14 protein-coding genes are annotated in these 13,982 nt (G+C 60.4%); 3 read left to right on the plus strand and 11 right to left on the minus strand.

Annotated elements, in window-relative coordinates; translation table 11 throughout:
* Positions 1-95 precede the first annotated feature (95 nt).
* Together AC2FNR_RS13255 and AC2FNR_RS13260 are read right to left on the minus strand one after the other, a co-directional pair.
* Complete coding sequence (locus tag AC2FNR_RS13255) at positions 96-788, minus strand: helix-turn-helix transcriptional regulator (RefSeq protein ID WP_480866439.1); 693 nt, start codon at positions 786-788, stop codon at positions 96-98.
* A 285-nt stretch (positions 789-1,073) separates the two neighbouring features.
* Positions 1,074-1,721 carry an RluA family pseudouridine synthase gene (locus AC2FNR_RS13260; protein ID WP_496849428.1) on the minus strand — a complete coding sequence of 216 codons (648 nt, stop codon included), beginning with the start codon at positions 1,719-1,721 and terminating at the stop codon, positions 1,074-1,076.
* Positions 1,722-1,816: 95 nt separating this feature from the next.
* Here AC2FNR_RS13260 and AC2FNR_RS13265 point away from each other — a divergent pair, with 95 nt between their 5' ends.
* Both AC2FNR_RS13265 and AC2FNR_RS13270 read left to right on the plus strand, forming a co-directional pair.
* A complete protein-coding gene (locus tag AC2FNR_RS13265; protein WP_480866443.1) occupies positions 1,817-2,227 on the plus strand; it encodes a nuclear transport factor 2 family protein in 411 nt (136 codons plus the stop codon).
* Between the two features lies 1 nt (position 2,228).
* Positions 2,229-2,933, plus strand: coding sequence for an SGNH/GDSL hydrolase family protein (locus tag AC2FNR_RS13270; protein ID WP_496849430.1), 705 nt, complete (start codon positions 2,229-2,231; stop codon positions 2,931-2,933).
* Here the strand turns inward: AC2FNR_RS13270 and rarD are convergent.
* From rarD to AC2FNR_RS13315, 9 genes are all read right to left on the minus strand, one after another.
* Positions 2,924-3,829 (minus strand): EamA family transporter RarD, encoded by a 906-nt coding sequence (gene rarD, locus AC2FNR_RS13275; RefSeq protein WP_496849431.1) that lies wholly within the window; start codon positions 3,827-3,829, stop codon positions 2,924-2,926. The genes AC2FNR_RS13270 and rarD overlap by 10 nt on opposite strands.
* A 253-nt stretch (positions 3,830-4,082) precedes the next feature.
* The gene (locus tag AC2FNR_RS13280; protein WP_496849432.1) at positions 4,083-6,536 is read right to left on the minus strand and encodes a GcvT family protein; all 2,454 of its coding nucleotides are present in this window, start codon (positions 6,534-6,536) and stop codon (positions 4,083-4,085) included.
* An 89-nt stretch (positions 6,537-6,625) separates the two neighbouring features.
* The gene (locus AC2FNR_RS13285) at positions 6,626-7,570 is read right to left on the minus strand and encodes a GlxA family transcriptional regulator (protein ID WP_480866449.1); all 945 of its coding nucleotides are present in this window, start codon (positions 7,568-7,570) and stop codon (positions 6,626-6,628) included.
* A gap of 4 nt (positions 7,571-7,574) precedes the next feature.
* Complete coding sequence (locus AC2FNR_RS13290; RefSeq protein ID WP_480866450.1) at positions 7,575-8,468, minus strand: homocysteine S-methyltransferase family protein; 894 nt, start codon at positions 8,466-8,468, stop codon at positions 7,575-7,577.
* 14 nt (positions 8,469-8,482) lie between these two features.
* Positions 8,483-9,535, minus strand: a complete 1,053-nt coding sequence (locus tag AC2FNR_RS13295; protein WP_480866452.1) for an alcohol dehydrogenase family protein — start codon at positions 9,533-9,535, stop codon at positions 8,483-8,485.
* Between the two features lie 2 nt (positions 9,536-9,537).
* The gene (locus AC2FNR_RS13300) at positions 9,538-11,985 is read right to left on the minus strand and encodes a GcvT family protein (RefSeq protein WP_496849434.1); all 2,448 of its coding nucleotides are present in this window, start codon (positions 11,983-11,985) and stop codon (positions 9,538-9,540) included.
* A 15-nt stretch (positions 11,986-12,000) separates the two neighbouring features.
* Positions 12,001-12,381: a GFA family protein gene (locus AC2FNR_RS13305; RefSeq protein ID WP_496849436.1), complete on the minus strand. Its 381-nt coding sequence runs from the start codon at positions 12,379-12,381 to the stop codon at positions 12,001-12,003.
* A gap of 4 nt (positions 12,382-12,385) precedes the next feature.
* Positions 12,386-13,009 carry a LysE family translocator gene (locus AC2FNR_RS13310; protein ID WP_480866458.1) on the minus strand — a complete coding sequence of 208 codons (624 nt, stop codon included), beginning with the start codon at positions 13,007-13,009 and terminating at the stop codon, positions 12,386-12,388.
* Positions 13,010-13,579: a helix-turn-helix domain-containing protein gene (locus AC2FNR_RS13315; RefSeq protein ID WP_170783659.1), complete on the minus strand. Its 570-nt coding sequence runs from the start codon at positions 13,577-13,579 to the stop codon at positions 13,010-13,012.
* 57 nt (positions 13,580-13,636) lie between these two features.
* On the opposite strand from AC2FNR_RS13315, the gene AC2FNR_RS13320 reads away from it, so the two are divergent.
* Positions 13,637-13,978 (plus strand): DUF1294 domain-containing protein, encoded by a 342-nt coding sequence (locus AC2FNR_RS13320; RefSeq protein WP_480866460.1) that lies wholly within the window; start codon positions 13,637-13,639, stop codon positions 13,976-13,978.
* The last annotated feature ends 4 nt before the right edge of the window (positions 13,979-13,982 follow it).

A 13,982-nucleotide genomic window follows, 5' to 3' on the forward strand; every position in this document is an offset into this window, starting at 1 on the left:
CTCTTTTTTAGGTCCATGTTGTTTGAGGCAGTATATCGTGCCTAGTGCAGGCGGGCTCAAGCAACAATGCGGTGATATGGGCAGTTACCCGCCATCTAATGGGCTTTTGGTCCAGTCTCCCATTGGTTTTGTTCCTGCCAGATGGCGCGCAACGGCTCTCCCTGACCGCAAAAATGGTCATCTATCAGTTCGCAGGCCCAGATTCGATCCGTGCGGAAGTGGCGAAACCCGCTACGAAGCTCGCACCAAGCGACCAGCATGGTGCATTCTATGTGATAAATCAGAGCGACAGGCCGCACGACACGTTCGGTTTTTTCCTCTTGGGCATTGATGTAGGTGATGCGAATCTTGCGCTCGGCGCGGATGGCCTCTCGGTAGTTCACAACGGGGATACAGCCCTTGTCGGGATCGTCGATCGGTGCGCCCCACGGCGCCACCTGCAACCAGTCCGCAGGCGCGCGCAGGGCCTCGATCTTGCGGCACACCCGGTCGGCAGCCTGTTGCAACGTACTGTCTCCGGTGCGAGCCAACATTGACAGGCCAACCCACAGCGCCTCAACTTCTTCGGCGTCGAAATTCAGGGGCGGCAGGTCATACCCGCGCCGCATCATGTAGCCGACGCCTGCTTCGCCCTCAATCGGAGTGCGTTGCGCCTGAAGTGCCGCGATGTCGCGATACACCGTACGCACCGAAACTTCGAGCTTTTCGGCCAGCGCCTCGGCTGTGACCGGCGCGTCGGTGGCGCGCAGGATCTGGATGATTTCAAACAAACGGGTCGAGCGACGCATGGCGGTCTCCGGAGTTTTTCTGCTGACACCTTAGCACACCCCCCTGACAAGGTGTTGTCAGTAGTGACGCGCCAGATTGGATCACCAACACAGGAGATCCGCCATGCCAAGCCGCGACAATCACGTCATGATGACACTGCAACTTGGGCGTTGGTCGCAGGACCACAACCTGCGGGCGTTTGAAATCGAACGCGAACTCATGTCCACTCGACAACCCTGCGCCCCGCGGCGACGAATTAGGCGGTTTTCGCTTGGAAATTTGAAACTGCTCTGGACCGGGACGGCTTAGAAATCCGCCCCGGCGCGGAACTTCATCGACGCGCCGCCATCGGGGCTTTTCAACCTTAGCTCTTCGGAATGCAGCATCAGTCGCGGATAGTCCCGCGCTGGCCCTTCCGCGTAAAAGGGATCGCCCAGAATGGCATGACCCAGCGATTGCATGTGTACGCGCAACTGATGCGAGCGGCCGGTTTTCGGAAACAGACGGATACGTGTCGTCTCACCCTCATGTTTCACCACACGCCAGTCGGTTACGGCGGGTTTTCCGGTCTCGTGGCACACCATCTGACGGGGGCGGTTGGGCCAGTCGACAATCAATGGCAGATTGACAGTGCCAGTCTTGTCCTCAACCTTCCCCCAAACGCGGGCGATATAAGTCTTGCGGGTCTGGCGCTTTTCGAACTGCATACTCAGATGACGCTGCGCATGCGGCGTCTGCGCAAACACCATCACGCCCGATGTATCCCGATCCAACCGATGCACCAGCAGCGCCTGAGGGAACACCGCTTGCACACGGGTCAGCAAGCAGTCGGTCAGATGCTCTCCGCGTCCTGGCACTGACAACAGACCCGATGGTTTATTGACCACAATCAATTGCGCATCTTCGTGCAGCACATCCAGTGGGGTCTGAGGGGGATTATAGGCGTCGTTCATGCGCGTCTGCCTATCTTACCGCGCCCCCTCCCGCAACGTCGTCCTTGCCTGCCCGGAGCGGTTCGGCAAGTCTGTTCCAAAGCGGAGGAGAACAAATGCACCCAACAATCGAGCGTATGCAAGAGGTCGTCGCAAAGGGCGATGAAACCCTGATCCTTGAGTTGCTGGCCGAGGACGTGCGTTTTTCGCCCCCCACCTATTTCAGCACATGGACCGGGCGCGAACCCGTGGCGGCCGTGCTAGGACATGTGGGGCAGGTGTTTTCTGATTTCCATTATCGCCGGATCATGGGGGGCGGCAAAGATTGGGCGCTGGAGTTTCAGTGCAAGATCGGTGATTTGGATGCGGTTGGCGTTGACCTGATCACGCTAAACGATGACGGGCTGATCCAGGATTTCGAGGTCGTCATGCGCCCTTACAAAAGCGTTGGCGCCTTGCGCGAAGCGATGATGTCGCGCGTTATGACCGACGCGCGGTTCCTCAAGTTCAAAGACGCTCTAAGCTGATATGCCTCTCGCCGCTGATCAACTTTTACGCGTTCCCCTGTTGCCCGTGCTGGCGGCACAGGGGCTTTCCGTACGCCGGAACGCGCGGTTCCTGCCCGAACCCTCAGGTCCACGTGAAGGGCGAGAAGGGCGCGGTCCCCGATTGCGTCTTCTGATTGCCGGGGACAGTTCAGCTGCTGGTGTCGGCGCAGGCACTCAATCACAAGCGTTATCGGGGTGTCTGGTCCGAGAGCTGTCTCGCCACTACGCTGTAGAGTGGCGGTTAGAGGCGACAACCGGGCACACGACGCTGGACACGATCGAACGCCTGCAGGCTTTGAACGGGCAATTCGACATGGCGGTGACCGCTCTGGGCGTCAACGACGTCACGCGGGCTGTTTCCCAAAGGGTTTTCATAGAACGGCAGTCGCGGCTGCTTGCGTTGCTGACGGGTAAGCTGGGCGCGCGGCGCGTTGTTGTAACCGCCGTACCACACATGAACCGCTTCCCCGCGTTGCCCCAACCACTGGCCTGGGTACTGGGCCAACAAGCCGCCCGGTTGGATCTTGGGTTGCAAGATGTCGTGGAAAGTTGCGCTCAGGCACGACATCTCACTCTCGATCTGCCGGACGACCCGGCACTTGCGGCACCTGACGGGTATCATCCAAGCCCGAAAACCTATGCCATATGGGCGGCAGAGGCCGCGCGCCTATTGCGTCAGGCCTGAGCCCGTATCTGCCGGATCATCGGGATCGAATACACGACCAAAGCCGTCCAGATCAGCGGGAAAGCGATCATGCGGCCCCGGTCAATCTGCTCGCCGAACACAGCTATGGCGGTGATGAAGATCATGGTGGGCGCGATGTATTGCAGGATGCCCATCGTCGACAACCGCACCAGTTTGGCCCCGTTTGCATAGACCAACAATGGCACAGCCGTCACGATCCCAGCACAGGCCAGCAGCAGGGTGTCCGTAAGCCCCATGCCAAAATGCCCTGTGCCCTTCACGCCAAGCAAGGTGACATACATCAGGGCTGGAATCAGCAGGATCAGCACCTCAAGCAAAAAACCCTGATTGGGCCCGATGGGCAAAGACCGTTTGAAAAACGCATAAAACCCCCAGCTGACCATCAGACCCAACGCAGGCCACGGCAAGCTGCCTGCTTCGACGACCAGCACCAGCACCCCCAGCGCCGCAATCGCCACCGCCGCCAATTGTGTCTTGGTCAAAGGCTCTCGCAACAACACCGCGCCCAAGGCGATGCTGAACAGCGGGTTGATGTAGTACCCCAGCGCCGCATCCAATGCCCGGTCATTGGCAATAGCCCACACATAAATGGCCCAATTCACCGAGATCAGCGCCGCAGTCAAACACGCCATAACCAGCATCTTCGGGTTCACCAGCGCCGCCTTCAAATCCTGCGTCCGCCCCAAAGCGACCAGCAGCAACCCCGCCACCGGCACTGACCAGATAATACGGTGCGAGACAATCTCGATCGGCCCGACATGCGCCATGGCTTTCATATAGAGCGGCAAGAATCCCCACAAAACATAGGCTGTGACAGCCAATACCAACCCCTTGGGCGTGTCTGCGGCATTCTGTGGGATGGGTGTGTTTGCCACGGCGGGTCTCCGATTGATATCGGACTCTCTACGGCAAACCTCTGCCCTATGAAAACCACGAAAACTGTGAAGCCGGCCATCAGGAATTCTGATACGTCACATGTTTGGAACCAAACCAACATGCGAGGCTCTGCCTCGCGCTCCGAGATATTTTTGGCCAGATGAAGCACGGATCCTGCACTTCATCTGGCCTCAAATACCTCAGGGATTCGCGCCTTGCCGCTGCGGGGGCAGCGCCCCCTTTTTCCGCGTTTCAGACTTTTACGCGTTCCGATTTGGGATCGTACATCGGTTTCAGCGAGGCTTCTGCTTTGACCTTCACGCCGCAGACGTCGATCTCATAGCTTGAGGCAAGCACATCCGCAGCCTTCTCGCCCGCACAGGGCACATAGCCCAGACCGATGGCGCCACCCAGCGTGTGGCCATAATTGCCCGAACTCAGATAACCCACATATTCGCCATCCCGCAGAATGGGTTCATTGTGGAACAGCAGTGGCTCGGGGTCAGTCAGCCTGAACTGGAACAACCGGCTTTGCGGCCCGCTTTCCTTACGGGCAATAACCGCCTCACGTCCGATGAAATCGCAGCCCTTGTCGGTTTTCACGGCAAAGCCAAGCCCGGCATCGACCACGTGATCCTCGCAGGTGATGTCGTGGCCAAAATGGCGGAATCCCTTCTCGATCCGGCAGCTATCCATCATATGCATGCCGCAGAGTTTCAGGCCCATATCTTGCCCGGCCTCGTACAGGGTTTCGAACACGTGGCCCGCCATGTCGGAGGAGACGTAGATCTCCCACCCCAGCTCGCCCACGTAGGTGACGCGGTGCGCCCGGGCGAGGCCCATGCCCATCTCGATCTCTTGCGCTGTGCCAAACGGGTTGGCCGCGTTCGAGAAATCAGCGGGCGAGACTTTTTGCAGCAACGCGCGTGCGTTGGGGCCCATGACAGCCAGAACGCCCTCGCCTGCGGTGACATCGGTGATGACCACGTTGAACCCACCCGCGTGGCGTTGCATCCAGGTTTGATCGGCCAAGCGCGTGGCTGCGGGGGTGACCACCAGATAGGCTGTCTCGGTCAGACGGGTGACGGTCACGTCCGCCTCGATCCCTCCGGTGCGGTTCAGGAACTGGGTGTAGACGATCTTGCCATTGGGCACTGAGTAATCGCCACCTCCAATGTAGTTCATGAACGCCTCGGCATCCGGCCCTTCGACGCGGATTTTGCCGAAGGAGGACATGTCATACATGCCCACATTCTCGCGCACCGCACGGTGTTCAGCGGCGGAGTTTTCGAACCAGTTCTGGCGCTTCCAGCTATAGTGGTACTCGCGTTCCTGACCTGCGTTGGCGAACCAGTTGGCGCGCTCCCACCCGGCCAGTTCACCCATGACGGCACCGTGTTCCAGCAGGTGATGGTGGAATGGTGTGCGCCGCACGCCGCGCGCGGTGGCTTTCTGACGGTACGGGTAGTGGTCGGCATAAAGCAGGCCCAGCGTTTCCTTGGACCGTTCAAACAAATACTGCTTGTTGCCCTGAAACGGCTGCATCCGGCTGATATCCACATCGCCCAGATCAAAGGGTTTCTCACCGCTGTCCATCCACTCGGCCAGCGCCATACCCGCGCCACCGGCGGACTGAATCCCGATCGAATTGAACCCGGCAGCGACCCAATAATTGTCCATCTCGGGCGCAAGGCCCAGATGATAAGCATCGTCGGGCGTGAACGATTCCGGCCCGTTGAAGAAGGTGTGAATCCCCGCCTCGGCCAGCATCGGCATCCGGTTTACTGCCGCCTCAAGGATCGGCTCGAAGTGGTCGAAATCCTCGGGTAGTTGGTCGAACTCGAAACTGTCGGGGATGCCCTCCATGGCCCATGGCTTCGCGTTGGGTTCAAACGCGCCCAGCAGGATTTTGCCCGCGTCTTCCTTGTAATAAGCGCACTCATCCGGCACGCGCAGAACCGGCAGCTGGGTCAGGCCGTCAATGCCTTCGGTGACGATATAGAAATGCTCACACGCGTGCAGCGGGACGTTCACGCCCGCCATTCGACCGACCTCATGCCCCCACATGCCCGCGCAGTTCACCACCATATCGCACTCGATATGACCCGAGGCGCTGCCGTCATCGGCGACCCAGTCGACGCCCGTGACCCTGCGCCCCTGTTTGACGATATCGGTGACCTTCACCCGTTCCCTGACGATCCCGCCGCGTTGCCGCGCGCCCTTGGCCAGCGCCAGTGCGATATTGGCCGGGTCGCCCTGCCCGTCCAGCGGCAGGTAAACCGCGCCCTTGACGTCTTCTACATTCAGATGGGGGTACATCTCTTTGACACGCTCGTTCGAGATTTCCTCGACCTCGACCCCAAAGGCGCGTGCCATAGCGGCCTGACGGTAGATCTCTTCCTTACGCTCCTCGGTCAGCGCCACGGTGATCGAACCGCAGCGTTTGAACCCGGTGGCCACGCCGGTCTCTTCTTCGAGCGAGCCGTACAGTTCCTGGCTATATTTCGCCAGTTTGGTCATGTTCGCCGTCGCCCGCAGCTGCGCGATCAGACCGGCGGCGTGCCATGTGGTCCCGCTGGTCAGCTGCTTGCGCTCCAGCAGAACGACATCACTCCAGCCCTTCTTAGTCAGGTGATATGCGACCGAGCATCCGATGACGCCGCCGCCGATGATGACCACTCGGGCCTTGTTGGGAAGATCAACCATCCTGAAATCTCCGCGCTGTCAGGTTTGGGCCAAAATGCCACGGAAGATCGACAATAAATGCGCCAAAAGCGTCACAAAATCGGTAATTTTCACCGATGTGTCGCGCGCTTTTCACGACGCAGAACAAAGGGCGTGACGCCGAAAAAGCTTTTGTAAACAGACGAAAACCCGTTCGGGAACCCGCAGGCAAGGCCGATCTCGCGCACGCTCATGGTGGTGTTGAGAAGCAGGTTATTGGCCTTGGCCAACCGCATCTCGCGGTAGAACCCGTTGGGGGTGGTGCCGAAGAAGGTCTTGAACTTGCGCTCGAGCGAGCGGTTGGACAGATGCAGTTCCTCGACGATCTGATGGATCGGCAGAGGGTCCTCGATATTGGCCTGCATCAGCTTGATGCACTGGTCCAGCTTGGCATCCCCGGTGGCGGTCAGACGTGTGCCGGAAAACGGCTGCATGGAGGAGAAATCGCGGATGTTCTCGTGCAGCATAATATCGGCCACGGTCATCTTGGCTGGCCCCGAGATGTGTCGGCCGATCACAGACAAGGCCACATCCGTCGTCGCCTCCATCCCCGCACAGGTGACAACGGCGCCTTGCTGTGTGGCGATGGAGAGCTTCGCCTCGAACCGGGCCCCGCGTTCGCGCAGGAATGAGGCATTTTCCCAATGGGTCGCCATATCCTCGGTACCGTGTTCGTCGATGTAACGGCTGGCGGCTTCAGCCAGCAAGAACACCTGTGCGCCACGATATGTGTAATCCGAAACCACGCGACCCAGCGAAAGGTCGGGATGGTCAGGGTCGGTATTGCCGATGACAAACAGGTAATCCGCGTTGGGCTGGGTGCTGACAGCCTCGGTCTGGATCATCGCGTCGCTGCTGGAATGGATCGGTCCACCCTTCAGCGACTTATACGCATAGGTAAAGGGCGGGTGCGGGCAGACGCGATTGGCCAGCCGCAGCACCTCGACCAGCGACGCCAGTTCCAGCAGCACATAGCCGGGGGCGACGAGGATATCGAAATGCTGCTGACCCGCCATCGCCCTAGACGATCCGGTGTCGCGCGGCGTGCAGCGCGTGGGCCAGCGCCTCGATATGATCGGGGCCGACCTCGCAGCAGCCGCCGACGATGGTGGCCCCGTGTTCGACCCAGGACATAGCAAAATCGGCATAGGCTTCAGGCGTCAGGTCACGACGTTCTTCTAGCGCATCAACAGTGGGGGCGTCTTCCAAAAACCCTTGTGTGATGCCGGTGAAGCCATTGGCATAGGCCCCGTAAGGGCGGCCCATCGTTTCAAGGATCATCAGTGCGGGCATCACCGATTCCGGGCGGGTGCAGTTGATCAACACCGCTTGCGGCGCAAAGCGATCGACCAGAGGCGCGACCTGCGCCAGATGCTCGCCCGAACGCAGGCGGGTGCCGTCATTATCCATCACTGACAGCGCCAGCCAGACGGGTTTGGTTGCGCTTTCCGTCCCGCGCAACGCGCCTTCGGCTTCTTGCAGGGACGAGACGGTTTCCAGCAGGAATAGGTCCACCCGGTCGTTCATCAGACCGACCAGCTCGGCATATTTCAAGGCCGCGTCTTCCACATCGGGCTTCAGGTCGGGCCGGTATGAGGCCAGAAGCGGCCCCAGTGCCCCTGCGATCCGCCCGCTCGAGGGCGGCCGCGCGCGTTCTGCCTGTGTCAGCGCCGAGTCGATCAGGGCGGGCAGTTGATCCTCGATCCCTTCGCGCACCAAGCGCGAGCGGTGCACGGCATAGGTGTTCGTGGTCGCCACCGTCGCGCCACGGCGGAAGTAATCGGCATGGACTTGCCCCACCAGTTCGGGCTGATCTATCATCACGCGCGTTGACCACAAAGGCGTGGGCTTTTCGCCACCGCGCTTGACCAGTTCCTGCCCGATCGAGCCGTCCAACAGGGTGATATCCGCCATAGCCTTACCTTTCCTCAGGGAATGAGAACCAGTTTTCCCGCAAATGCTTTGGACTGAAAGTCCTCTTGCGCTTCGGCGATATCTCTTAGCGGATAGGTTTTTGAGATCAAAGGTTTGATCCGGCCTGCGTTCATAAGTTCGACCAATCGTCCGAAAACCTCGAAGGCCTGATGGGTGCAGCCGTGGATGGTGATGTCGCGCAAATAGATATCGCGCAGATCGGCCTGAACGATGGGGCCGGCGATGGCACCAGATACCGCATACTGCCCGCCGGGTTTCAGCGACAGGATCAGGTTGGGCCAGGCGGGGCCACCGACGACGTCGATCACAACATCGAACATGTCTTTCGGCAAGGGCGCGTTACGGTCAAACGTATCCGTTGCCCCTTGATCTTTGACCACATCGGCTTTGGCTGGGCTGGTGACACCCCACACGGTCGCTCCGCGTAGCCGGGCAAGTTGCACAGCAGCCAGACCGACCCCGCCCGAAGCTCCGGTGATTAAAACCTTGTGGCCTGCAGTCACGCCTGCGCGGGTCAGCAGGTTTTCCGCCGTGCCAAAAGCACAGGGGATGGCAGCGATCTCGGCATCCGACAGCGGTGAGGCCGAGACGTCATACAGGTCCGACGCCTCAACCAGACAATATTGCGCGAAGGCCCCGTCAATCTCGGACCCGAGCGCGATGAACCCTGTCGGATTGCCGGGGCGTGGGCGCGGCAGGTTGATCGGGCAGGTGACTCGTTGACCGGGTTGGAACCCAGTCTCGGGTCCGGCAAGTTCAACGATGCCGCACAGATCGCCGCCCTGAATGCGCGGGAAGTGTAACGCGCCACCCCAGCCGCCCGCGTCGACCTCCTGATCCACCGCATCCGTCGCGCCGGTAATGTCTGAGGAATACCAGCCGACACGTGTGTTGATATCGGTGTTGTTGACCCCAGCTGCCGCGACCCGAACCAGCACCTGACCGGGCCCGGGTTGTGGCACCGGGATATCCGCGCGCCACTCCAGCGCCTCTGGCCCGCCGTGGCGGGTCAGGTGAACGCCCTGCATGACGCGCGGAACAGCCATGGTCAGGCCCGCAGCCGGTCGTTGGCCGGATCCCAGAGGGGTTGATCCTCTTGCACCACAGCGGGGTATTTCTGGCCGTAGATCTCGACCTCCAACGCGGTGCCCGGATTTGCCAATTCCGACTTGATCATGCCCAGTGCGATGGACTTGCCAACGCGATAGCCCCATGCACCCGATGTGGTCTCGCCCACGATCTGGTCGCCTTGCCAGATGCAGGACATGTAGGGTGCGTCGCAGTCACCGGCCTCGACCGTCAGGGTCACGAAGGACTTCTTCACCCCCTGCTGCTTTTCGTTCAGGATCGCGGCCTTGCCGGGGAAATCCTGCGGCTTGTCTAGTTTGACGAAGCGCCCCAGCCCGCCTTCCAGCAGAGAGTAATCGGTCGACAGGTCGCCCTTCCACGCGCGGTAGCCTTTTTCGATCCGCAGCGAGTTCAGCGCATACATGCCAAACGGCGTGGCACCAGCCTCAAGGATCGCGTCATAGATCGCAGGCATGTCGTCGTTCAGAGCGTGAACTTCCCAACCCAGTTCGCCAGCAAAGGATACGCGGATCAGATAGGCGGGTTTCCCTGCCACAGTGGCGGCCTGATGGGTCAGCCAGCCCAGCGACAGATCGGCATCGGTCAGCCCCGCCAGGATGTCCCGCGATTTTGGGCCGGTGACGATCAGCGTGTCGCGTGTGGTGGTAACATCCTCGACACTGACACCCGAGGGCATCGCATTCACCAGAATGTCCCGGTCGTGCCATTGCGCGGTGGCGGCGGTGATCATGACGAACTCATCTTCGCCCAGACGCAAGCAGGACATCTCGGTCAGGATGCGGCCCCGGTCGTCGGCGATATAGACCAGATTGATCCGGCCCACCTTGGGCAGACCGCCCGTCACCAGCCCGCGCAGCGCCTCGGCCGCGCCTTCTCCCTTAACCATGAAGCGCGAGAAACCCGGCAAGTCCAGCACGCCGCAATGGTCGCGCACGGCCTCGCATTCTTCTTTGATCCGCTGCTCCCACGGGCCAGAGCGACCCCATGTATGCGTCGCATCCAGCGAGGTATCGTCGCCCGGCTTGGCGAACCAATTGGCGCGTTCCCAGCCGTTATAGGCTCCCATAACGCCGCCCAGTTCCTTGATCTTGTCATGAACCGGAGACAGCTTCTTGTCGCGCGCCGCAGGCCATTCGTGATGCGGGAAGTGCATGGCGTATTCGTTGCCATAGACCTCCATGCCCTTCTGGTTGCAATAGTCTTGATCGGTGTAGTCGGTGTAGCGGCGTGGATCGACGGCCCACATATCCCATTCGGTCGCGCCATCGACGATCCATTCGGCAAGCACCTTGCCAGCGCCACCGCCCTGCGCGATGCCGAAGGTAAAGGTGTGCGCCTCAAACGCGTTGCTTACGCCGGGCATCGGCCCGATCAGAGGCAACCCATCCGGCGCGTAAGGGATCGGGCCATTGATGACACGTCCAACGCCCGAAGTTGCCATCAGCGGCACCCGCTCCATCGCGTCGGTGACGATGTCTTCGATCCGGTCCAGATCGTCGTTCCAAAGCTGGAAACTGAAATCCTCGGGCATCGGATCGTCTTCGGTCATCCAATGGCCCTGGCAGTTGGGCTCATACGGCCCAAGGTTGAAGCCGTTCTTCTCCTGCCGCAGGTAGTACGAGATATCCACGTCGCGCAGCAGCGGCAGCTTGCCGCCGTTTTCCTTTGACCACGCTTCCACCTCGGGGATTTCATCGGTCAGCAGGTATTGGTGGCTCATGACCATCGCAGGCACCGTACGCCCGCCAAAGGGTTTGAACCATTCGCCCACGCGCTGCGCATAGTACCCAGCGGCGTTGACCACGTAGTCGCAGGCAATATCGCCCTTATCGGTATGCACAGTCCAGGTGCCATCGTCATGCTGAGTCACGCCGGTCGCCGGGCAGAAACGGATGATCTTTTGCCCCATATCCCGCGCGCCTTTAGCCAGCGCCTGAGTCAGCTGCGCCGGATCGATGTCGCCGTCGGTCGGATCGTACAGAACGCCCTCAAGATCATGGGTTTCAAGGAAGGGATAGCGCTCTTTGGCCTCTTCCGCTGTCCACATCTCCATCGGGATGCCTTGATAACGACCCATGGACAGGGCGCGTTCGAACTCCTGCATCCGTTCCTCGCTGTGCGCCAGACGGATCGAGCCCGAAACGTGGTAGTTCATCGGGTAATCGACCTCGTCCGCAAGGCGCGAATACAGCTCGGTCGAATAGCGCTGCATGTTCATGATCGCCCACGAAGTCGAGAATGTCGGCACATTCCCCGCCGCGTGCCATGTCGAGCCTGCGGTCAGTTCATTCTTTTCCAGCAGAACGCAGTCGGTCCAGCCCTTCTTGGCCAGATGATAAAGCGATGAACAGCCGACGACGCCGCCGCCGATGATGACCACACGGGCCTTGGTTGGAAAATCACTCATGGTTTTGCTTCCCTGTTAGTATGCCCGCTGGGGCAGATCGTCCTGAATGTCGTAGTAGTCGCCCTTGTCGGCGACGAAGATATGTTGGGCGAGTTTCAGCCCGGTGGGCTCGTCCAGAGACCCTATTGAAACCGCAATCGTGTCCTCATCATTGTGCTGCCAAAACAGGGACGAGCCGCAGGCGCTGCAAAAGCCGCGCTTGGCGATGTCCGAGGCGCGATACCAACCCAGCGTCTCACTGGAGGTAAAGCTGAGGTTGTCTTCATGCGTCTCGCAGGAGGCCCACAGATGACCCGATTGCCTGCGGCATTGGCCGCAATGGCAGGCGTTGGGTGCGGCGAGGTCTCCGTCAATGGTGTAGGCGACCTTGCCGCAGAGGCAGGAACCGGTGTGCATGTCTTTACCCCCTTGCTGTAGGCGTTGCGCTGGTACCCAGCATCACGCCGTAGATGATGAAACAGGTCGCCATCACGCGGCGGACCCAGACGTTGAACACAGCACCCAGCGCAGCCTTGCCCATCAGCGCACCCAGCAGGGTGAACCCCGTGTAGCTGAGCGTTGTGATGACCAGCGCGGTGGGCATGATCACCCCCATCTGTTGCCAGACCGGCACGTCGGGTTGAACGAATTGCGAAAACGCCGCCAGATACCCGGCCACGCTTTTGGGGTTGATCGTTGCCACCGCCAGTGCGTGCAGATAGACGTGGCGCGCGGGTCGCTCGGACGCGGGCGCGGGTTTGCTGGCATTGATCCAGCCGCGGATGCCCATCCAGATCAAGAACCCCGCGCCGATCAGTTTGGCGATGAAAAACCCGGTGGGTGAGGCCGCGATCAGCGCCGTGACGCCCAGCGCGGACAGGATCAGAAAGGCGCTGGCCTGAGTCAGGATCGCCAGCACGCCCAACATCGCCTTGGCAAAGGGCAGGCTCATTCCGTTTGAGATGCAATTGACCGCATTCGGCCCCGGTGTGGTGACGAACACCACCCAGAACAGAGCGAATATGGTCCAGGCCTCGAAGCTCATTCAATACACCGGCGGGGCGATGACCCAGATGGCCACGGCGGGCTCATCATAGGGGTTCGCCCAGTGATAAGGTTCGTGTTTGATGCGGAAACTGTCCCCCGGCCCGACCGAAAACTGCCGCCCGCCAATCGTCAGGTCCAGCCGCCCTGAGATCATATAGCCGACCTCTTGCGTCGGGCGATTGGCGGGGGTCTGCATCTGCGAGCGGGGCTCGAATGTGGAATGCACCATCTCAAAATCATCGGTCAGATCAGGCGACAGCAGTTCTTCGATCAGCCCCTCCTCACCCGATCCCATTGGACGGCGTGAGCCCGCGCGAACCACATAACCCTGCTCATCCGCCGGGGCGGCGGAATGGGCAAACAGCATCGACATGGGCACGCCCAGACAATCGGCCATCTGCCGCAGGTCCGAGATGGACGGATCGGACATGTCCCGCTCAACCTGGCTAAGCCACCCGACCGAGCGGTTCAACTTTGCAGCAATCTCGCTCAGCGTCAGCCCGCGCGCTTTGCGCAGGGCGCGGATATCGGCACCAAGGGTCGCGCTTTGGGGGGCTTGAGAGTTCAATTGCCGCTCCGTGTTGTCGTGAAATTTCATCCCTGTTTTTCACGATGGCGCGAATCGATGAAAAAACCAAGCGTTTTTTCACTTGGGTCACGCGGCCACGTTCGGTATCGGTCACGCATGTGGATTGCAGTAATGTATCTGTGGGCGATCAATACCCTGACCCTGCTGGCCTTTGGCTGGGACAAACTGCGCGCGCGGCGGCGCAAGCGCCGGGTGCCGGAACGTCCTCTGCTATGGCTGGCTGCGCTGGGTGGCAGCCCCGGAGCCATAGTCGGGCGGTGGATATTCCGCCACAAGACCCGCAAACGGGGATTTTCGAGGTGGTTATTTGCAATCCTGATCGGTCAGGCCGCTGCTTGCTATGCTGCCTTCACCTTTCTGCCCCCGCTGCTGGGCTAACCGA

The sequence above is a fragment of the Ruegeria sp. SATB045 genome (assembly GCF_059613525.1).